17 protein-coding genes are annotated in these 21,292 nt (G+C 67.9%); 9 read left to right on the plus strand and 8 right to left on the minus strand.

Annotated elements, in window-relative coordinates; all coding sequences use genetic code 11:
• The first annotated feature begins 32 nt into the window (after positions 1-32).
• Both BUE42_RS19450 and BUE42_RS34195 read left to right on the plus strand, forming a co-directional pair.
• Positions 33-827, plus strand: a complete 795-nt coding sequence (locus BUE42_RS19450) for a substrate-binding periplasmic protein (RefSeq protein ID WP_073466952.1) — start codon at positions 33-35, stop codon at positions 825-827.
• Positions 828-842: 15 nt separating this feature from the next.
• Positions 843-2,387 carry a methyl-accepting chemotaxis protein gene (locus BUE42_RS34195; protein WP_073466953.1) on the plus strand — a complete coding sequence of 515 codons (1,545 nt, stop codon included), beginning with the start codon at positions 843-845 and terminating at the stop codon, positions 2,385-2,387.
• A 125-nt stretch (positions 2,388-2,512) separates the two neighbouring features.
• Here BUE42_RS34195 and BUE42_RS33825 read toward each other — a convergent pair whose 3' ends face one another.
• Positions 2,513-2,632, minus strand: coding sequence for a helicase-associated domain-containing protein (locus BUE42_RS33825; RefSeq protein WP_235002463.1), 120 nt, complete (start codon positions 2,630-2,632; stop codon positions 2,513-2,515).
• A gap of 88 nt (positions 2,633-2,720) precedes the next feature.
• On the opposite strand from BUE42_RS33825, the gene BUE42_RS19460 reads away from it, so the two are divergent.
• The 5 genes from BUE42_RS19460 (at position 2,721) to BUE42_RS19480 (ending at position 12,075) form a co-directional block, all read left to right on the plus strand.
• A complete protein-coding gene (locus BUE42_RS19460; protein ID WP_159445455.1) occupies positions 2,721-5,234 on the plus strand; it encodes an RHS repeat domain-containing protein in 2,514 nt (837 codons plus the stop codon).
• 7 nt (positions 5,235-5,241) lie between these two features.
• Positions 5,242-7,596 carry an RHS repeat domain-containing protein gene (locus tag BUE42_RS19465; protein WP_143171610.1) on the plus strand — a complete coding sequence of 785 codons (2,355 nt, stop codon included), beginning with the start codon at positions 5,242-5,244 and terminating at the stop codon, positions 7,594-7,596.
• Between the two features lie 11 nt (positions 7,597-7,607).
• Complete coding sequence (locus BUE42_RS19470; RefSeq protein ID WP_159445456.1) at positions 7,608-8,339, plus strand: DUF4240 domain-containing protein; 732 nt, start codon at positions 7,608-7,610, stop codon at positions 8,337-8,339.
• A gap of 200 nt (positions 8,340-8,539) precedes the next feature.
• Positions 8,540-9,085: an ECF-type sigma factor gene (locus tag BUE42_RS19475; RefSeq protein WP_159445457.1), complete on the plus strand. Its 546-nt coding sequence runs from the start codon at positions 8,540-8,542 to the stop codon at positions 9,083-9,085.
• Positions 9,082-12,075, plus strand: coding sequence for a serine/threonine-protein kinase (locus BUE42_RS19480; RefSeq protein ID WP_073466958.1), 2,994 nt, complete (start codon positions 9,082-9,084; stop codon positions 12,073-12,075). The genes BUE42_RS19475 and BUE42_RS19480 overlap by 4 nt, the downstream gene beginning before the upstream one ends.
• Here the strand turns inward: BUE42_RS19480 and BUE42_RS19485 are convergent.
• On the minus strand, positions 12,059-12,700 hold the full coding sequence (locus tag BUE42_RS19485) for an energy transducer TonB (protein ID WP_159445458.1): 642 nt from the start codon (positions 12,698-12,700) through the stop codon (positions 12,059-12,061). The two genes, BUE42_RS19480 and BUE42_RS19485, sit on opposite strands and share 17 nt — an antisense overlap.
• Between BUE42_RS19485 and BUE42_RS19490 the strand changes: the two genes are divergently transcribed.
• Together BUE42_RS19490 and BUE42_RS19495 are read left to right on the plus strand one after the other, a co-directional pair.
• The gene (locus tag BUE42_RS19490; protein WP_159445459.1) at positions 12,699-13,562 is read left to right on the plus strand and encodes a hypothetical protein; all 864 of its coding nucleotides are present in this window, start codon (positions 12,699-12,701) and stop codon (positions 13,560-13,562) included. The genes BUE42_RS19485 and BUE42_RS19490 overlap by 2 nt on opposite strands.
• Before the next feature lie 14 nt (positions 13,563-13,576).
• Positions 13,577-14,365, plus strand: a complete 789-nt coding sequence (locus BUE42_RS19495) for a peptidoglycan recognition protein family protein (protein ID WP_073466961.1) — start codon at positions 13,577-13,579, stop codon at positions 14,363-14,365.
• Between the two features lie 64 nt (positions 14,366-14,429).
• Here the strand turns inward: BUE42_RS19495 and BUE42_RS19500 are convergent, their stop codons facing one another.
• The 6 genes from BUE42_RS19500 to BUE42_RS19525 all read right to left on the minus strand — a co-directional run bounded on the left by BUE42_RS19500 (position 14,430) and on the right by BUE42_RS19525 (position 21,264).
• Complete coding sequence (locus BUE42_RS19500; protein WP_200798997.1) at positions 14,430-14,984, minus strand: hypothetical protein; 555 nt, start codon at positions 14,982-14,984, stop codon at positions 14,430-14,432.
• A gap of 136 nt (positions 14,985-15,120) precedes the next feature.
• Positions 15,121-15,444, minus strand: a complete 324-nt coding sequence (locus BUE42_RS19505; RefSeq protein ID WP_073466962.1) for a HigA family addiction module antitoxin — start codon at positions 15,442-15,444, stop codon at positions 15,121-15,123.
• A gap of 11 nt (positions 15,445-15,455) precedes the next feature.
• On the minus strand, positions 15,456-15,737 hold the full coding sequence (locus BUE42_RS19510; RefSeq protein WP_073466963.1) for a type II toxin-antitoxin system RelE/ParE family toxin: 282 nt from the start codon (positions 15,735-15,737) through the stop codon (positions 15,456-15,458).
• 113 nt (positions 15,738-15,850) lie between these two features.
• Positions 15,851-19,780 (minus strand): D-alanyl-D-alanine carboxypeptidase family protein, encoded by a 3,930-nt coding sequence (locus BUE42_RS19515; RefSeq protein ID WP_073466964.1) that lies wholly within the window; start codon positions 19,778-19,780, stop codon positions 15,851-15,853.
• Between the two features lie 18 nt (positions 19,781-19,798).
• Positions 19,799-20,920: a hypothetical protein gene (locus BUE42_RS19520; RefSeq protein ID WP_073466965.1), complete on the minus strand. Its 1,122-nt coding sequence runs from the start codon at positions 20,918-20,920 to the stop codon at positions 19,799-19,801.
• Positions 20,921-20,952: 32 nt separating this feature from the next.
• On the minus strand, positions 20,953-21,264 hold the full coding sequence (locus BUE42_RS19525; protein ID WP_073466966.1) for a hypothetical protein: 312 nt from the start codon (positions 21,262-21,264) through the stop codon (positions 20,953-20,955).
• Positions 21,265-21,292 lie beyond the last annotated feature (28 nt).

Below are 21,292 nucleotides of genomic sequence, written 5' to 3' on the forward strand. Positions count from 1 at the left end.
CGTTGCCTCCCTTCACTTCGCTCCTGCACACCATGACCACGACCCGCTCCCTCGTCGCCGGCTTTGCCGCGCTCGTCGCCCTCGTTCCCGTCGCCCACGCCCAATCGAACCCCGAGAAGATCACGCTGTGCCATTCGCACGAAGAGGCCTATCCGTGGCTGATCAACGGCAAGCCCGGCTACAGCGCGCTGATGATGCAATCGATCGAGAAGCAGCTCGGCGTCGCGATCAAGCTCGCGCCGATGCCGTGGAAGCAGTGCATGGCCGAGGTCAAGAGCGGCACGATGGACGGCGCGATCAACGCCAGCTTCGCCGCTGACCGCGCCGAGTTCGCGGTGTACCCGGTCAAGCTCGACGGCGAGGCCGATGCCACCAAGCGCATGTACCGCGCCACCTACGCGCTGTACCGCATCAAGGGTTCGGCCGCCGGCTGGGACGGCCAGAAGCTGAACGGCGTGGACGGCACCATCGGTGCGCCGACCGGCTACTCGGTCATCGCCCAGCTGACCAAGATGGGCGCCAAGGTCGATGACAGCGCCAACGCCACCACCGAGATCCTGAAGCGCCTGGCCGCCGGCCGCTACCAGCTGGTCGCGCTGCAGACCACCGAAGCCGACGACACGCTGCAGGCCGAGGCCGACCTGCGCGCCAAGGTCGAGCGCATCAACCCGCCGCTGGCCGAGAAGCCGTACTTCACGATCTTCTCGAAGGTGTTCTACGCGAAGCACGGCCCGACCGCCAAGGAACTGTGGAAGCTCGAAGGCAAGACGCGCGACTCCGCCGAGTTCAAGGGCCAGGTCGCCCACCTCGTGAAGTCGGTCGACTGATCCCCGGAGGCCGCCGTGAAAGTCAAGAGCACCATCTGGCTGCTGCCGGTGTTGTCGGCCCTCGTGTTCGCGCTCGGGGTGTCGGTCGTCTTCACGTTCTCGTCCCGCACCTCGCGGGCGCTGGACGCGGTCGGCAGCACGCACTATCCGTACCTCAGCGCGAGCCAGCAACTCGGCGGGCGCTTCGATGCGCTGGTCGTCAGTCTGCAGAGCGCGGCCTCCGACGGCGACAAGAAGCGCCTCGAGGAGACCGGCCACCAGGCCGAGCAGATCCGCGAGCTGCTGAAAAGCACGCAGGCGATCCCCGCGCGCGCCGCCGCGGCGCAGCGGCTGCAGGGCGAGTTCGATGCCTGGTATGCCTCGGCGATGCAGGCCATCGGCATCGTGATCGGCAGCCAGCAGGGCGATGAAGCGGCGGCGCTGTCGAAGATGCAAGGCGCGCAGAAGCTGTTCGGCGCCTCGGTGAAGCAGGCGCAGGTCGAGGCGCAGGAGAGCTTCGACACCGCGCTCGCCGGCGCCAAGCAGAGCACGGCGTCGACGCTGGTGGCCATTCTCGCGAGCGCGGGACTGGTGCTGGTGGGGCTCGGCTTCGGCTCGCGCTGGGTGGTCCGCCAGGTGTGGCGCCAGCTCGGCGGCGAGCCCGAGTACGCCCGCGATGCGGTGCTGCGCGTGGCGCAGGGCGACCTGTCGCACGACATCGCGGTGCAGCCGGGGGCCGACGGCAGCCTGCTGCATGCGGTGCGCGACATGGTGCAGCAACTGCGCAGCCTGGTCGGTGACGTGCAGAACGGCGCGCAGTCGATCAGCCATGCCACCACCGAGATCGCCAGCGGCAATGCCGACCTGTCGAACCGCACCGAGCAGCAGGCGAGCGCGCTGCAGCAGACGGCGGCATCGATGCAGCAGATGACCGATTCGGTGCAGCTGAATGCGGGCAATGCCCAGCAGGCCAACCAGTTCGCGGTCTCCGCGGCGCAGGTGGCCGATCGCGGCGGCGTGGTGGTGACGCAAGTCGTCACGACGATGACCGAGATCAGCGACAGCAGCCGCCGCATCGCCGACATCATCGGCGTGATCGACGGCATCGCGTTCCAGACCAACATCCTCGCGCTGAACGCAGCCGTCGAAGCGGCGCGTGCCGGCGAGCAGGGCCGCGGCTTCGCGGTGGTGGCGAGCGAGGTGCGTTCGCTGGCGCAGCGCAGCGCGCAGGCGGCACGCGAGATCAAGGTGCTGATCAATGCGTCGGTCGAGAAGGTGGACAGCGGCACGCGGCTGGTCGGCGAGGCCGGCAAGACCATGACCGAGATCGTGCAGCAGGTGCGCCGCGTGACCGACCTGATCGCCGAGATCAATGCGTCGACCACCGAGCAGACCGGCGGCATCGCGCAGGTCAACCAGGCGGTGACCTCGCTCGACCAGGGCACGCAGCAGAACGCCGCGCTGGTGGAGCAGAGTGCGGCGGCCGCCGAGAGCCTGGAGCAGCAGGCGGGTGACCTGATGCGGCTGGTGTCGGTGTTCAAGGTGTCGGCCCAGGGCTCGGCGTTGGCGGCGGCGCACTGAGTGCATCGCTGACCGCATCACGGGGCGCCGCAACGGCGCCCCGATCAACCCGCCGCGGCTGAGTGGCTCGCGGTGAGGTTGACGTGGCCCTCCAATGGGCGAGACGGCATCCCTATTCGCTTCATTCATGTTGAGGATGAAGCGTCGTCGATCCGTTCAGTCACACCCTGCGGCAACGGTGTTGTTGAAACGTCAAACTTTGTCATCTCCTCCGCAGAGGCTCTTGCGGCGGTGATCTTGTTCACGTGTAATCCGCCGGGCCGCGCTGAAGCAGTAACGATGCGCAGAGGACCCGTGTGCCGCACGGGTGCATTGGGACTGAGGGAGAGTGCGTTGATCGCATCGTTGAATCTGCTGCGCCGGTATGGCGCATGCTGTGCCGTGCTGTGTCCGTTGCTGGTGGCACCCGGCGCCTGGGCCGAACCGTGGTTCTTCAACTACTCGGGTGGTGGCGTCAAGTTCAATTCATCCGCCGAGGTCTGCGAGGACTACCGCAAGACCATCCAGAAAAGTAACGATGAGGTAGCCCCAGGCGGCATCACGACAATCGTCGTGTACCCCGATGTCGATATCGCGCCGACCGAGCGGGTGAGCGGCAGCTGCGTCGTGAACTGGCGACGCGGGGACAGCAGCTTCAACTACCAGAGCCCTGTCTACGCAGGCGGTTGCTGGCCCGGGCGCGCCCCCAAGCCCGGCGTGGACCTGAACAGCTTCTTCGCCGAGTCGGGGGACTGCGCCGATACCCTCACCCCGCCCGTGCCACCGGCACCACCGTGCGATTGCCCGCTGCTGCCGGGCGTGGAGCCGGCAGGCCCAGGCGTCGGCAACCCGATCTTCGTGCTGCGTGGCATCAAGCGCGAGTCGGTCGACACCGGACTGCGCCTGGCGGGCCTCGGCTTGCGCTTCACCTACGACAGCGGGCAGCGGGCACCGCAGACCGGCGCGACGACGCTGCAGCCGGTGCCGATGTCCGCCCGGTGGAGCAGCGGCGACGTGCTGGGCAGCGTGCTGTGGTCAAGCAGTCTGCACCGCCGCGCGGTGATCGGCAGCATGGTGCCCGGCAGTGCCTTCGCCGTGCGACTGGAGCGCGGCGATGGCGTCGTCAAGGTGATCGGCGCGGACAGCAGCGGCAACTTCAGCTTCGACCCCGCCGATCGCGGGCGGCTGGTCAGGCTCGCCAGCGGCGAGCTGCGCTACGACGATGCGCAGGAGGGCGTGACGGAGGTCTACACGGCCAGCGGCCAGCTCACCACGATGGCTTGGCCGGAAGGGCGACGCCTGGACTTCACGTACAGCGATGCAAATACGCCTACAGCCATCGCGTCGGCGGGCGGGCTGTTGCTGCAGGTCACCGACACGAACGGGCGCAGCCTGAGTTTCGCGTACGGCGCGCCTGCCGGCTTCGGCATCCGGCTTGCCAGCGTGACCGATGCGGCCGGGCAGACGGTGACGCTGGCCTACGACAGCCGCAACAACCTGAACAGCCTGCAGTGGCCCGACGGCACGACGCGCAGCTTCCACTACGAGAGCAGCGACCTGCCGTGGGCGCTGACCGGTGTGAGCGACGAGAAGGTGCGGCGCCACGCCACGTTCGGCTACGACGCCGAGGGCCGCGCGGTCAGCTCCGAGCATGCGGGCGGGGTGTCCCGATACAGCGTGAGCTACGCGACGCCACCGAGCCTGGCAGTGAACGAGCAGTTCGACGGCAGCACGCTGCGCCGGCAGGTCGGCTGGACGTTGCCGCAGGGGACCGTGGTCACCGGGCCGACCGGCACGGCAAGCCAATGGCAAGCCACCAGCCTGAACGGCCGGAATTTCCTGATCGCGCGCAGTCAAGCTGCCGGTGCGGGCAGCGCGAACGGGATGCGTGCACAAGGCTATGACGCGCATGGCTACGTGGCGAGCCAGGATGATTTCAACGGCACGCGGATGTGCTTCTCGAACGACCCCGAGCGCAATATGCAGCTTGCGCGGGTGGAGGGGCTGGCAGCAGGAGCGGATTGCGCGGTCTTGACCGCAGCGAGCCTGCCGGCGAAGGCGCGCAAGACGAGCACGCAGTGGCATCCGGACTGGCGACGGCCCATCAAGGTGGCCGAACCAGGGCAGATCACGACGAGCGTCTACAACGGGCAGCCGGATCCATTGAACGGCAACGCCATCGCGAGCTGCGAGCCGGGGACAGCGCCGCTGCTGGACGGCAAGCCGATCGCGGTGCTGTGCAAGCAGGCGGTGCAGGCGACGACGGATGCGGATGGGCACCTCGGGTTCAGTGCGACGCTGCAAGCCGGTGCTGCGATCCGCGTCTCCACCTGGACGTACAACGAGTCCGGTCAGGCGCTGACTGCCAGGACCACGCGCGGCGGCGTCACCGTGACGACGAGTTCCACCTACTTCGCCCACACGGACGCCAATCACACGAAGGGCGATCTGGCCACGGCGACCGATGCCGCGGGTAAGGTGACCACGTATGACAAGTACACCAAGGCTGGGCAAGTGCTGCAGAGCACCGACTCCGATGGCGTGGTCACCGTGAACACCTACGACCTGCGCCAGCGCCTGCTGACCACGACGGTGGGCGGCGAGACGACCACGTATGCCTATGACCCGGTCGGCCAGCTGATCCTGGTGACGCAGCACGACGGCAGCTGGACCGCCTACGAGTACGACGACGCGCACCGGCAGAAGGCGGTGTCGGACGACAGCGGCAACCGCATCGAGTACGCGCTCGACAACGCCGGCAACTCGACCGGCCAGACGGTCAAGGACCCGACCGGCAGCCTGAAACGGAACATGGCGCGCGTGATGGACGCGTTGGGCCGTGCGCAAGAGAACAGCGGCAGGGAGTGAGGGGAACATGAAAAGACTGCACACCATCGCACTGGCAGCGGCGCTGCTCGCACAGGCCGCTACCGCCCAGACCCTGCCGCCACCGCCGGTGTCGCCGACGCCGATCACGCGCTACGAGTACGACGCCCAGGGCAACCGCACCAAGATCATTCGCGGTGCCGGTACGCTGAACCTGGAGACCAAGCTCAGCTATGACCCGCTGTATCGGGTGAAAGACCACACCGATCCGAAGAACGGCAAGACGAGCTTCGAGTACGACGGCGGGGATCGAACCACGAAAGTCACCGACCCGAGGAGCCTGGTCACGCAGTACCCGCGCGACGGCTTCGGCAACGCAACCCAGTTGATCAGTCCCGACACCGGCACGGCGAACCAGACCTACAACGAGATCGGCAACATCACGACCCGCACTGACAGTCGCGGCGTGCTGGAGAGCTACACGTACGACGCGATGGACCGGCTGACGCAACTGGTCTACAGCCAGAGCGGCCAGCCCAGCCAGACGGTGAGCTGGGCCTATGACCTGAAGGGGCCGGACTACAGCTACAGCGCGAACCGGCTGAGCCGCACCGACCACCCGAACGGCTGGTCGCGCTTCAAGTACGACCAGCGCGGACGGGTGCTCGAAGCGGTGCAGTCCGTGAGTCCAGCCGCAGGCGCCAACGGCACCGCCATCGTCAGCATCACGCGCTACGGCTACACGCTGGGCCGCCTGACCAGCATCACCTACCCGTCGGGCCGCAAGGTCGTGCAGAGCTACACCAGCCGGAACGTGACCGGCATCGGCCTGGCCCAGGACGTGAACGGCACGCCAGTACCGCTGCTCAGCGACATCAAGTGGGAGCCCTTCGGCCCGGTGACGAGCTGGAACTGGAACATGGCCGGTGGGACAACACCGCACGAGCGCTTCTACGACCTCAGCGGTCGCGTGACCCGATACCGGCTGGGCAACGTCTTCCGCGACGTGACCTACGATGCAGCCGACCGCATCATCAGTTTCACGCACCTGAGCGCCAACGACGGCATCCCGCAGCCGGCGCTGGACCAGAACTTCGGCTATGACGAGAACGACCGGATCACGCAGGTGACGACGGTCGCGAGCAGTTGGTCGATCACGTACGACCCCAACGGCAACCGCACGGGCATGAGCCTGAACGGCAGCCCGAGCATCTACAACGTCGAGGCCACGAGCAACCGGCTCGCGAGCATCACGAACCCGGCCAGAAGTTTTGGTTATGACAACGCAGGGAACACGATCACCGACAGCCCGAACTACACGGCGACCTATGGGCTGAGCGGATCACTTGCGAGCGTCACTCGAGCCGGACTCACCGGCACCTACACCTACGATGCCGACAAGCGGCGCATCCGCAAGGTGACAAGCGCAGGAGCGAGCAGCACGATCATCTTCGTGTACGGACTCAACGGCGAGTTGCTCGGGGAATACGACCAGAACGGAGCTGCCATCCGCGAATACATCTGGCTCGATGACATCCCGGTGGCGATGTTCACGCCGGATCCGGCCAACCCACGTGGCGCGCCGCTGGTCTTCTACATCCATGCCGACCACCTGAATGCGCCGCGGCTTGTCGTCGACATGAACGACGTGACCCGCTGGCGGTGGTTCGCCGAGCCGTTCGGGACGACGGCGCCGGAGGCAAATCCGAGTGGACTCGGAAGCTTCACGCAGAACCTTCGTTTCCCGGGGCAGTATGCAGATGCGGAGAGCGGGCTTTGGTATAACTACTTCCGTAGCTATGACTCGACAATTGGTCGGTATAGTTCGAGCGACCCGATTGGGCTGATGGGCGGTGTCAACACTTATGCTTATGTCGAGGCTAACCCGGTGAGCCTTGTTGATCCAAGTGGATTACTCTTCTTCAACCTATGTACCGGTTGTCATAATGGCGTCAATAAGGGGCCGCTCCCAGTGACGAACGGCCCGACGCCGACCAAGGATCCAATCGTTACACCTAACACTACCCCTCCGAATAAACAAAAGCCAACCCCCATAGCTCCGCCGCTTCCTTTGAGTGATCGTCAATGTGTTGTATACAATCTCGAGGATTGTCAGAATGAGGTGATTTACGTCGGAATAACTTCAAGAGACCCATATTTCCGGGAAAGGGAGCATGAAAATGCTCCCGACGGGAAGATGAATATATACAAGTGTGAAATGTGTGATTTGCATTTCTTGGTGATTGCAACCTATAATAATCGCAGGGATTGCGAGTATGCCGAGACTCAGCAGATCCAAGCACTTCGACCTTTTGCAAATATCAAAAAGAACCCGGATACCGGTGATGTTAGGTGGAAGAAGTACACGGAATGGTGGAGTAAGAGATGTATTCCTTGTCAATGAAGGATTTTTTCATGAGCAACACCATGGATGATTTTTGGGCTTTCATCGATGTGCAAAGAGCCTCGATTCCTGAGCCTGTAGACTCGCATGAGTCGCTCTTGAGATCGGCCCACGATGGCTTGGGTGGCGGTATTGCCCTCCAGTACTCAAAATATTACGCCGACCTCTTTGAATCTCTGAACAAGATTGAAATATGGGAGGCGTGCTCCCTGATTGCCGGGGCTCCTTGCGGCGATGATTCATTCTCCTATTTCAGGAATTGGGTGATTTGGCAGGGCGAGGAGGTGACCTCTGCGATGTTGCTGGATCCGGAAACGTTGCTGGATTTGGCCAGGGCAAAGAAGATTTCCTTGAGTGATCCATTCGTCGAATCACTCTCAATGCTCTCGGTGCATGGCGCAAGAGATGCGAATATTCCCCTGTCGCAAACGGATTTCATGGAGGAATGGAACTGGCAGGAGTCTTCTGCTGAGAAGATATCGCAGCGCCTTCCGAGGCTGTGGGCTGTCTATGGCGGCAGTTTTTCTTGGGAGCCGCAGCAACGGCCTCCCGTCAGTCATGAAGTCGCGGTCGATGGCCTTGGAATTCTCAAGGTAGGTGACAGCGTGAATCACAAAAGCTATGGGGCTGGCACCATTGTCACGTTCCCTATTCCCGGCAGTCCTGTCGCTCTCATTCGATTTGCTGACGCCGAGAGAGGGATGCATATTGATGCGAAACTTTTCTCCAGAATATCGTTGTAGCGATCGCCATACTCAACGGTTTTTCCGTTGCGGGCTGCGACGACTGCACGGCGTATCCGACATGCCTCCCCCCAAAGGGTGAGCCTCCATCCTCAATCTGTACTTTGACGCTGCCCGCGCACCGTCTCGATACTCGACCGCTCCGCCTCGCCATGCCAGCGAGCCGGACGCAACCCGAGAGAGACACGTCAATGACGGAAATGACCGATCTGCTTCGGTCGGCGCAATCCGGTGATCCGCAGGCTTCGAGCCGGTTGTTCGAGCTGGTCTACGCAGACATGAAGCGCATGGCGCACAGCCGGCTCTACAAGAGCGGCGGGCTGGACGACCTGGACACCACCTCGCTGGTGCACGAGAGCTTCCTGAAGCTCTCCGGCGAAGGGCGCCTCAAGGCCTCTGACCGCCCGGCCTTCTTCGGCTACGTGGCGCGCGTGATGCGCAGCGTCGTGATCGACCACGTGCGCGAGCGCCAGGCGCAGAAGCGCGGCAGCGGCGACCTGCTGGTCACGCTGACCACCGGCATCGAGGCCGAGGCGGTCGACGACCGGCGGCTGATGGCGATGGGCGCCGCGCTCGACGTGCTGCAGCGCCTGTCGCCGCAGTTCCACGAGCTGGTCGAGCTGCGCTACTTCGCGGGCCTGTCGATCCGCGAGGTGGCCGAGGCCCGTGGCATCTCCACCCGCACCGTCGAGCGCGAATGGGAGAAGGCACGTGCCTTCCTGCTGCACCTGATGGAAGAGGCATGAATGCCCAGGACCTGACGCCGGCCGAGTTCGACCGCATCTCGCTGCTGCTCGACGAGGTGGGCGAGTTGCCGCGCCACCAGCGTGCCGATTGGCAGGCCGAGCTGGCGCGCCGCGAGCCGGCGATGGCCGAGATGGTTGCGCAACTTCGGGACCGCATGCGCGACCGCCTGCAGGCGACCGACCTGCACCCCACCGGTGCCACCGTGCTGCCACGTGTCGAGACCGACGACCTGATCGCGCGCGGCATCGACCGCGCGGCCCGCTCGGCACGCGCGGCCGATGCGCCGTCGCTGGTCGGCCGCCGCATCGGCGCCTACCGCGTGCTGCAGCCGATCGGGCAGGGCGGCATGGGCTCGGTGTGGCTCGCGCAGCGCGACGACGGGCTGTACGAACGCCAGGTCGCGCTGAAACTGGTCCGAGCCAACCTGTTCGGCCCGCATGTGCACGAGCGCTTCGCGCGCGAGCGCCGCATCCTCGGCGCGCTGGAGCACCCCAACATCGCGCGCCTGCTCGACGCCGGCATCACCGACGACGGCCAGCCCTACCTCGCGCTGGAGTACGTGCAGGGCGAGCCGCTGGCCGCCTTCTGCGACCGGCGCCAGCTCGGCCTGATGCAGCGCCTGGTGCTGATGCTGCAGGTGCTGACCGCGGTGCAGTTCGCGCACCAGAACCTGGTGATCCACCGCGACCTGAAGCCGGCCAACATCCTCGTCACCGAAGACGGCCAGGTGCGGCTGCTCGATTTCGGGATCGCCAAGCTCACCACCGACGGCCAGGCCGACGAGACCGAGCTGACGCGCATCGCCGGCCGCGCGCTGACGCTGGAGTACGCGTCGCCCGAGCAGGTGGCCGGGCGCGCGGTGACGACGGCCAGCGACGTCTACTCGCTCGGCGTCGTGCTGTACGGCCTGCTGAGCGGGTTGCGGCCCTACGAGCCGGTGCGCGCGTCGTGCGCGGCGCTCGAAGAGGCGGTGCTCGGCATCGAGCCGCAGCGGCCCAGCCTGCGCACGCTGGGCGACGAAGCCGCGCAGGCCCGCGGCACCAGCGTGCGCCGGCTGCGCCAGATGCTGGCCGGCGACCTCGACACCATCGTGCTGAAGGCACTGAAGAAGGACCCGGCCCAGCGCTACCCCACCGCCGAATCGCTGCGCGAGGACCTGGTGCGCCACCTCGGCGGCCAGCCGGTGCTGGCCCGCCCCGACAGCGCTGCCTACCGGTTGCGCAAGTTCGTCGGCCGGCACCGGCGACAGGTGGCCGCGGTCACGTTCGCCGGGCTGCTGCTCGCCGGCGCGGCGGGCGTCTCGCTGCAGCAGGCCCAGCGCTCGCGCGAGCAGGCCGCGCTCGCGCAGCGCGAGAGCCAGCGGGCGCAGGCGGTGCAGGGCTTCCTGACCAGCCTCTTCACGGCCAATTCACTGCAGCAGGCCGATCCGCTGCGCGCCCGCCAGACCACCGCGCGCGAGCTGCTCGAGGTCGGTGCGAAGCAGGCGTCGCAGGCCTTGAAGGGGTCGCCGGAGGCGCTCGACGAGGTGCTCGACACGCTGGCCGACATGCACTTCCAGCTCGGCCTGTTCGACGAGGCCGGGCAGCTGCGGCTGCAGCGCGTCGAGGCGGCGCGGCGCTCGTTCGGCCCGCGCGACGCGCGGCTCGCGAACGCGCTGCTCGCGTATGCCCGCGACGTCAACCACACCGACGATCGCGTGCGCGCGCTGGCCGCGATGGACGAGGCCCGGCAGGTGCTCGACGCGATCGGCGACGACGCGTCCGAGACGCGCGGCTGGATGTGGATCAACCGCGCCGAGATCGAGCAGTACGTGTCGCTCGCCGGCATGCGCGACGCGGCGCGCCACGCGGTGGTGCATTTCCGGAACCACCCGGCGCAGTGGTCGAGCGGCTACGAGGCGCTGCGCAACCTGGCGCGCTCGCACCACCTGGCTGGTGACGCGTCGACCGCGCAGGCGATGCTGAAGGAGGCGCTGGCCGAGATCGATCGGCACGAGGCGGCGCCGTCGGCCTGGTCGGTGACGCCGCTGGTGCAACTGGCCGAGGCGCAGGCGGCGGCGGGCGATTTCGCGGCGGCGGAAGGCAACCTGCGGCGCGCGCTGGACCTCTCGACGAAGCTCAGCGGCCCGCTGAATGGCGCGACGCTGCAGACGCAGGCCAAGCTCGGCGGCTTGCTGCACAGCCTCGGGCGGCGCGAGGAGGGCTGGCGCCTGCTCGACGATGCGCAGGCCGCGATCGGCCGGCCGGATGCAAACGCCACGCCGCCGGCGGTCGGTGCGGTGAACCGGTTTCGCGGCGAGGCGCACCATGCCGACGGCCACTTCGCCGAGGCCGAGCGCGATTACGCGCCCGAGCTCGACGACCTGCGCAGGCACTACCCCGGCTCGGTGCCGTTGGCGCGCGAGATGCTGCTGCAGGCGCGCAACTGGACCGCGATGGGCCGCCATGCCGACAGCGGCCGGCAGATCGAGGAGGCGCACCGCATCTGGCGCCAGGTGAGCCGCGACGTGGCGGCGCCGGCCACGCACAACCCGTTCGTCTTCGAGGCGGTGCGGCTGCTGCTGGCGCAAGGGCAGGGCGCGCAAGCCGTCGAGCGCCTGAAGGAGATCGTGCTGGTGGAGGCGAGCGGCCCGCAGCTCGACCGGGTGCAGTGGCTGCTGTTCAGCGCGCAGGCGGCGTTGCAGCTCGGCCGGCCGGCCGACGCGCGCATGCAGGCCCGGCGCGCGCTGGAGCTGCTGGAGCCGGAGCGCGAAGCGGCGCGCTTCGAGGACAAGGAGGCCGACGCGCTGCTGCTGCTCGGCGAAGCCTGGCTCGCCGAGGGCGACCCGAAGGCGGCGCGCGCACCACTGCAGCGTGCGCTGCTGCTGCGCGAGCGGCTGGCACCGGCGGGCGGCGCGTGGCGTGCCGAGGCGCAGGCGATGCTCGCGCGCTGCCTGCGGGCACTCAACGAGCGCGGCACGGCCGCAGGCACGGTCAGTCGGCAGGGATGAGGTTGAAGCGGACCGGGTACTGCATGGCGCACGGCGCGCCGTTGCATCGCGCCGGCTTGTACTTCGCATCCATCAGCACGCCGGCGACGTACTGGGTGAGTTCGGGATCGGGTGACGCCAGGACCGATACCGACGTCGCCTCGCCACGGCTGTCCACATCGGCGACGAGCGACAGGAGGCCCTTCGCCTGCCGCTTGCCTTGGCCGTTCGCGACCTTCCTGTAGATGCCGCGCGGGCCGTTGAGCGGGTAGGGCGGTTCGTCGTCGGGCCCCATCTGTTCGTACTGCGACTTCACGACGCGCTGCTGCTCCGGCGTGAGATCGCCATACGGCTTGTCCAGAGGGAGGGGCGAACTGACCACCTCGCGCACGATGTGCGTGCCGGTGTCAGGCGCGGTCTGCTTGATCGCATAGCGCTGCGGTGCGGGGGCGGCACCGGCATCGGCGGCGGATGCGGTCCACGGCGTGCTCGGGACGAGCAGCGCGAGACACAGGGGAATCGGATTCTTTCGCATGCGCGAAGCATAGCCGCGCACCCGGCGGGCTGCGTCCTCAAGCGGACGGATGCGCGCGGCGGCGCGAGGCGCTATCACTGCGCTACCTGTTCGATGAAGGATCCAAGCCATGGCCACTCCAGATGACGCCCCCGGCGGCAAGCCCGCGTCCGGGCACTTGAGCGGCGCGGTGGGCGCAGGCCTCGTGCTCGTGTTCCTGCCGAGCATGGCGCTGGTGTTGTACCTGAAGCCGTTCAGCGACCACCCGGCCTTCGGCTACCCGATCCTCGCGATCTTCGGAATCATGATCCTGCTGGGGGCGCTGGCGCTGGTGTCCACGCTGTTCAATCGGCTGGAGCTGTCGGCGGCCAACGAGGCGCTGGGGCTGCCGCCGGGCTCGATCCGCGCGACCATCGCGCTGTCGCTGATCGTGCTGTTCGCGCTGCTGGCGGTGATGCTCTACCAGTCGCTCAGCGGCGCCGAGGCGATCACGCTGCGCGGCTTGAACGAGGCCGCGAAACAGCGCCTGGTGGCGGACGCGGCAAACGGTTCGGTGCTGGTGACGCCGGTGGCCTGTCCGGCGGCCACCGCGGCATCGGGCGGGGCCGCCGCTGCCGCATCGTCGGCCGCGGCCGACCCCTGCGCGGGCGGGGCGCTGTTCAAGTACGACGTGCAGCTCGGCCACGTCGTCTCGACCGCGGCGGTCGATTTCGCCAAGCAATTGCTGACGCTGATCGGCACGCTGATGACCTCGGTCGTCAGCTTCTACTTCGCGGCCAAGAGCACCGAGACGGCGACGACCAAGGCGATCGATGCGATGAAGACGCAGGCGGCGGGCGGCGCGGCGGGCCCGGCCAACACGCCGGCGACCGCGCAGACGGGCGACGACGACCATGAGCACGGTGGCGTGACCTCGCCGACCGACGATCAGGACCTGCCGCCGGCGCAAGGTGGCGTCGAGAAGGACGCGCCGCCCGCACCGGCCGTCGGCTGACCGAGGAGCACGACATGAGCTTTTCACTCACCTGGTTGCCCGACGTGCTGCTGCAGGCGGGCCTGAAAGTGGCGCCCGATCCCGGCTGGGAGAACCGCGGGCGCCGCGAGATGGGATCGGTGCAGGGCGTGCTGTGCCACCACACGGCCGGGCCGGCCGCCGGCAACATGCCGACGTTGCGGCTGTTGAGGGAGGGCCGCTCGGACCTCGCCGGTCCGCTCGCGCAGCTCGGGCTGGGACGTGACGGCACGTTCTACGTCGTCGCGGCCGGCCAGGCCAACCACGCGGGCAAGGGCGGTTTCCGTGGCATCGCCGACGGCAACTCGCACCTGATCGGCATCGAGGCCGAGCACACCGGGCTGAAGGGCGATCCGTGGCCGGACATCCAGCTGCGCGCCTACCAGCACGGCGTGGCGGCGCTGCTGGCGCACCTGGGCGCGTCGGCGGATTTCTGCATCGGCCACAAGGAATGGGCGCCCGGCCGCAAGCCCGATCCGACCTTCGACATGGATGACTTCCGCGCGCAGGTCCGGGCCGTGATGTCGGGTGCCACGCCGGCGCTGGCGCCGATCCCGCTGCAGGAGCCGCAGCCGGCAGCGGGCCAGCCGTCGCGGCCCACCTTGCGCCGCGGCATGGTCGATGAGTGGGTCAAGGTGATCCAGGCGAGGTGCGGGCTGAAGGAAGACGGCTGGTTCGGCGCGGCCACCGAGGCGGCCGTGCGCGAGCTGCAACGGGCCGCCCGGCTGGTGCCGGACGGCATCGTCGGACCGAAGACCTGGGTGGCGATCGACGCGAAGGGTTGACGCAAGGCCGAACTGCAACGTCAGTAGCTGGCAGGCCGTCGGCTGGCGCCCAGTGTTTCCGGCTTCAGCGTGTTCTGGGCGCCATGAAGCTGCGTGTAAAGGCAAAAGCCTCGGCCTGCTTACGGACGGCCGCGCCAATGTCATGGCAGTGCTGGACGACGTAGACCTGGGCCGGGATGTTGAACAGCCGATAGAGTTGGTCGCCGGTCTTGCCGAGGTCCGTCGGCTTCATCGGATGAAACCTTGCGGGCCCTTTGAGCAGGAAGGCGCCCGTGTGGCGGCGACCTTCAATCATCAAGTTCGCTGACAGGACATCGCTCTCTTCGCCGCCCCAATCGCTTGGCACCGAGTGCTCGCTCAGTAGGCGACAAAGCAATTCCTTGACCGCTTGCTCTGGCACGTCGCGCATGCGCTTGAACTCGGCGTCGGTCGGAAACCACTTCTCGTCCATACCGGCAAACTGCGCAATCGCTTCCGGACGCAGCTCCAGGGTGTCAAGGAATGGCGAGGCCAGCATGCTGCTTCCGGCCACGAGATCGCCGACCACGAGCACGCGGTCACGGCTCAAGTAAAACGCCGCCAGCCGCGCTTGGGTTGCCGGCGCTGACGAGACGGTCATGTGTCAGCTGCGGGACCTTCGAACAGAGACCTGCACGCGGTCCAACACGCCTTCCTCCTTGAGAAAGGCGTCGAGCGTTGTTCCGTGATGGCGCTTCTTTGTCATGTTGTTTGGTCTCCCCGTTGTGCCGAACCTGCTATACCGGCTGCGCGTGGTCGTCGGCGCGCCGCTTCTGCCGCGCCGTCAGCGTTGGCAAGCTCTTGATGGTTGCTCCGGTTTTCTCTTCGGCGACCCGCAGGTCGTAGGTGGCTTGCAGGTTCAGCCAGAACTGTGGGCTGGTGCCGAAGAAATGGCCAAGACGCAGCGCCGTGTCGCCGGTGATGTTCCGCTGGCCGCTCACGATCTGGCTGATGCGGTTGCCCGGCACCTGCAGTCGGCGGCCCAGCTCGGCCGCGCTGATGTCCAGCGCTTCGAGCTGTTCGGCGAGATGTTCGCCCGGGTGAATTGCTGTGCGTCCCATACTGCACCTCTCTAGTGGTAGTCCACGATCTCAACATTGCTGGGGCCCCGTGCCCCCTTTTTCCACTCAAAACAAATCCGCCACTGGTCGTTGATCCTCACGCTGTACTGCCCCTTGCGGTCACCTTTCAGCGCTTCCAGCCGGTTGCCCGGCAGGTCGAGGTCCAGCACGGAAGTGGCCGCGTCCAGCTGGTCGAGCCGTAGCGCCGCCTTGCGATCGAAGCCGCTGAAGGCCTTGACCCGATTGCCTTCGGCGAAGGTCCGCGTGCGTTTGTCCCGGTAGCTGACGATCATCGTCCATCACCCTACGCAATCATATGCGATACGTCAAGCGTATTGCTACCCAGGACAGACACGGAACAGCCTGCAGAAGCGATGCAGATCCTTGTCCTCTCACCCCGCTCGCATCAGGCCGTCAACCCCAGCGAGTACCCCACCGGCATCCGTGCTTCGATCCCCGGGAACCACACCTGTCCGACCGCCGGCAGCTTCACCTGCCGGCCCAGCGCGGCGCTGCCGGTGAACACGTCGAAGTGCGCGCCGAAGATCGCGCCGCCGGTGTCGTTGACGGTGAACCAGCCGTCGTGCACGAAGCTGCCGCCGTGGCCGTCGGGCAGCTTCAGCCCATCGAATTCCTTGATGTAGACCTGCGTGTGCGCCGGCACCAGGCCGCCGCGGCCTTTCCAGCGCGGGTCCGAGTTGGCCTTCAGCCCCAGGTCGGCGGCCAGCGTGCGGAACGGCGTGTACGCCACCTTGCGCTGCGTGCCGTAGCCCACGCCGCGCTTGGCCGCGGGCACCTCGTGGAAGGTCATCGCGCGCACCACGCGGCCACCCTCGACCGAGATGCCCGAGTAGCGCGTCGGCACCGGCGGCCGGCCCTGCGCTGCAAGCCCGGCATTGCGCCGCGCGTAGGCCCGTTCGTGGTACGCCAGCACGGCCGCATAGCGCTCGTGCGGCACCGGTGCCGACTGGCCGGTCACGTTGACCAGCCGGCCATCGCCGAGCCGCGCCGTGCCTTCGAGCGACAGCTTCGCGAAGAAGGCCGGGCTGCCTTCGGCGATCGCGCTGCCGTCGGCGCCGAGGATCGGAATGCGGATGTCCTGCGTCGGTTCGTCGGCCTGGTCGACGACGTGGTACGTGGTCAGCCTGAAGCTGCGAAAGGCCGATGGATCGGTGGGCGGTTGCGGCCTGGTACCGGATGCCGGCGGTGTGGCGACATTCACGGACCCGTGCTCGCGCAGCGACAGCAGGTAGCGCGTCGGGTTCAGCAGCGAGGCCGGTGCGTTCTTCTCGTCGCGCCACCAGCGGGCCGTGTTCGTGCTGCCCTTCACGTAGGTCTCGAAGTGCAGCATCGCGGTGTCGCTGACGACGCCGATCGGCTGGCCGGCTGTCACGCGGTCGCCGACCGCCAGGCCGTTGCGCTTCAGCGAGTCCTTCGTCAGCTCGCCGTAGTTGACGACGATGCCCGAGCCCTCGTGCTCGACCAGCAGCCGGTAGGTCGACTGGCCCGAGGCGGCCTTGTAGAAGAACGCGAACGACACGATGGTGCCGCTCTCGCAGGCCACCACCGCATCGCCCACCTTCGCGAACAGGTCCACGCCGACGTGGCGGCGCCGCGTGGCCACGCCGTTGCGCTTGCCCTTGCGCTCGGCGAGGAACATGCGGCCGGCGCGGCCTTCGATGCCGTTCGGCTCGCGGAACTTGTACGAGATCACGCGCGCCTGCGGATGCGCAGTGCGCAGCGGCCAGTGGCTGCCCGCCGGCGCCAGCGGCGCGAACGGCACCGGCCGCCCGTCGGGCACCGGCAGCGGGGCCTTGTCGCCGAGGGCCTGGTCGAGCGCGTCGAGCGTTTCCAGCTCGGGCTCGGCTTCGTAGCTGTCTTCGTGGTCGGCCTCGGCGGCTTCTTCCTCGTTGTCCTCGAAGGACTCGCCTTCGTCGTCAGGGCTTTCGTCGTCGGGCCCCTCGTTGTCGGCGTCCTCGTAAGCCGGCTCCTCGTGGTCAGGCTCTTCGCCGTCGGCAGCCTCGTCGTCCCCGGCCGCTTCGAGTACTGCCGCGAGCTCCTCCATCTCGTCGTCGCCGGCCTCGTCCTGGTGGTCGATCTCTTCCAGCGCATCGGGGTCCTCGCCGTCCATCGGCAGCCAGTCGTCCAGCTCCTGCTCGCCGCCGTTCGACAAGCCCTTCAGCAGCGCCGGCAATTGCAGGCCCGGCACCTGGTGGTGCTGGCCCTTCGCCATCTGCGTCACGTGCAGGTTGCCGCCGCGTGCGCGGAAGAAGGCGTCGCCACGGCCGTGCGTCCGCGAGCCCGCGAGGTAGAAGAAGTGCGCCTGCAGCCCGGGCCGGTCGGCGAGCCAGCGTTTCCAGTCCGCCGGATCGCCGTCATAGGTCGAGTCGAAGGCCCACACCTGCGCCAGGTGAGCGAGCGCGCCCTGGTTCATCTGCGCATCGGCGTGCAGCGCGCGCAGCGGCTCCAGGAAGTCATAGGCGCGCGAATGCCCCGAGACCACCAGGCGCTGCAGCGACGGCGCCTGCCCGAGGCCTTGCACGCGCGCCACGTCGGCCAGCACCTCGGCGATCAGCGCGTTCAGCCGTGCCGGCTGCGCGAGGGCGCTCCAGCGCGGATGCTTCTGTCCGGCCGCCGTCACGCCGCCCGGCGCGTTCCAGTTCATCGCCGGCACCACGAGCACCATCGGCAGGGCCGAGTCATCGACCAGTGCACCGAGGCGGAACGGCGCCGCGGTGATGAAGCCGCCCGGCGGCTTCGGCGGCAGCGAGGCGCCGACAAGCAGGCCATGCACATGGAACAGCACGTCGACGCTCGACTGCCCGAGGGCGGCCTTCGGCACGAAGACCGCGACCGGTTCGGGGTACGCGGCGGACTTCAGCAGCCAGACCTGTCCACCGAGGTGCGGTACCGGCGCGGCGCTGACGGCGGGCGCTGCCGGAGTTGCGGATGACGCCTTCGCAGCCGCGGCCGACGGCATCGCATCCGCCAGCGCCGTGCGCGTCGCGGCATCGAGCACCGCGCCGAAGCCCAGGTGCCGCTCGGCGCGGAACGCCGCCAGCGCCTGGTCCAGCTTCGCGTCGCGCGTGCCGTACGCGGCGAACATCGACGCCTGCGCCAGTTGTTCGAGCGCCCGCTGCACCAGCGCGACGTCGGTCGAGCTGCCCGGCTCCGAACTGCCGCCGAGCCGGTGCTTGTCGCGAAAGCGCGCGAGCGCGGCGCGCGTCGCCGGGCCGGCATCGCCGTCGTCGGACAGGCGCTCGCCCTCGGCCGCGTTCAGCACGCGCTGCGCGAAGCGGACCCAGGCCTTGGTCTGGCCGCCGGCCGACAGCGTGGTGGTGGCGGTGGGGATGCGGGAGGGCGCCGCTGGCGCGGCCGACGACGTGCCTTCGAAGCGCGCCTTCAACCCCGGCGGGTTGTATTCCCAGTGCCACGGCTCGCGCCGGTACGGGTACCAGCCGAAGCCCTTGCCGCGCAGCATCATCCACTTGTAGACCGGCGAGCGGTACATGCGAATCAGCTTGGCCATCTTCTCGGCGGTGCGGGTCTGGCTCTTGCCCGAGACGTCGAGGCCGCGCACCGACATCTGCAGGTCGATGGCCAGGCCGTACATGTGCGCGGAATGGCCCTTGGCCACCGCCTTCGCGTTCGGCTGCGACGCGCTCAGCGACGCCTGGTGGCCGGCCGATCGCCATGACGACACGATGTCCAGCGCCACGCCTTCCTGCAGTGCCGCCTCGCGCATGCGCACGAAGGCCTCGCTGGCCTCGGTGTAGAGCTGTGCGCCTTGCTGGCCCGGCACCGCCACCGGCCGGTGCGCGCGGAACGCGATCTTCGTGTCGCCGAGGTTCACGCGCCGCTCCGGCGTCACGCGCGCCATGTCGACGAACAGGCGCTCCGACAAGGCCCAGTGCGCCTTCACGGCGGCCGTGGCCGAGCCGCCGGGCGGCACGTTGTCCGGAAACTCCACGTCCTTCCAGTCGACCTCCTTCAGGTACTTGCGCTGCAGCGCCGCGTCCGGCAGGCGCTCCAGCGCCGAGCGCTGCAGGTCGAGCACCCAGGCGCGGTCGCCGGCCGACAGCGGGGCGTCGACCACCGGCGTGTCGTCGACCTCGGGTTCCGCGGCTTCGTCGTCGAAGCCGTGCTCGAGTTCGTGGCAGCCGCAGGCTTCGCACTCGGACTGCGCGTCGTCCTCATGGTCGACGAGGGCAAGCCGCACGTACGGGCTCTCGAACAGCAGCGCACCGAGCCCGGCGCCGCGGGCCGGCGGCGCGTCGGAAGCAACTTCATGGTCCTGCGCCAGGTAGGCCGACAGGAAGGGGGAATCCGGCTTCATGGCATCAACCTCCGGCGTTCAGTTGGGCGCGACCTTGCGGGCCTTGACGTCACGGCCAGTGATCGCTGTCCAGTGCGTGATGATGGTCCGCATCGCCGACTCGGGGCTGGCCTGCAGCGTCGTGTCCGGCGTGAACAGCGCGCGCACCTTGTCGGAGGTGTCGTAGTCGTTGCTCTCGATCTGCGTCAGGATCCGCGAGATCGCATCGGCGATGTCGAAGAAGTGTTTCGACAGCCCGTGCGCCGGCAGCCCGACGCGCTCGGCCACCTTGAACAGCCGCTGCTCGGTGCCATTGGCCTGCGCCCGCAGCGACGCGATGATCGGCGCGCTGGCGCCGTCGTTCTTGTACTCGAGCGTCAGGTGGAACCACGCCATCGCGGTGACCGCCGAGAACTCCTCGCGCGACAGGTTGCCGTCCTGGCGGCGCGACAGCAGCATGTTCTTCAGCTTGCTGGCCAGCGTGACGATCTTGGCCGGGTCGGTCGGGTTGCTGCTGGCGCTCGCGGTGACGTAGGTCATGCCGACCCAGACCTCGCGCAGGAACTCCTCGAAGGTCGGCACGAACTCGGCGTTCGCCGCCTCGGCGCGCACATAGGGCTGCGGCTTGCCGTCGTCCATGCCGTGGTTCAGCTCCATGCCGAACATGCGCTGGTACGGGTTGCGGCGGTTCGCGCGCAGGTCGCTGCGGATGTGGCTGACCAGCGAGGTGACGAAGAACGGTGCGCCGTCCTTGAAGAACAGCTCCTCGGTGTTGCGCAGCCAGGCCTGCGAGTCGGCATCGGGCACGCCGAGCTTCTCGCCGTGCACGAACTCGTGGACCACGCGCTTGAACACCTCGTAGAGGCGCGTGTTCTCGATCATGTAGGCGTAGATCAGGTGGTCCCAGCGGAACGAGCGGGGGAATGCGGTGCCGTCGGCGCTGAAGAACAGGATGTCGCTCAGGACGGTCGACAGCGGCGCGCCCTCGGTGCTGGGTGGCAGCGAGGCGCTGAGCGCGCTGCGGCGATCGGGGTCGCCGAGCGCCTTGGTCTGGAGGTCGAAGCGCTGGCGCCAGGTTTCTTCCAGCAGCCAGGCGAGCTCGGTCGGGTGCGCCTTGAACAGGGTGTCGGGCGAGACGAGGGTGGCGAAGTGTCTGAACATGACAAGGTCTCCGTGGGTCAAGGGGGAGCGGCTCAGGGCAGGTTGCGCAAGCCGGCCGGGTCGGCGAGCGTGGACAGCTGGGCCGACAGCGTCTGGAAGCGCAGCGCCACGTCGAGTGCCGGACCGATCAACCCGGTGGGGGTCGGGATCTGCTGGTTGGCGCGGGTCAGCACGGTCAACAGCAATTGGGTGAGCTGGTCGGTGGACGGGTTGTGCCCGCCCCACTGCTGCGTCTGTTGTGCCGTCTGCTCGGCGGGCGTGTCAGCCCGCGCCTCGGGGGCGGTTTCGGCGACGGGGGCGGTGCGGCGCGTGCCGCGGGCGGGAGAGGGCAGGGCCTTGGCCATGGGAATGCTCCTGTGGGTGCGTGGTGGT

Source organism: Rhizobacter sp. OV335 (assembly GCF_900142965.1).
Taxonomy (GTDB): Bacteria; Pseudomonadota; Gammaproteobacteria; order Burkholderiales; family Burkholderiaceae_C; genus Rhizobacter.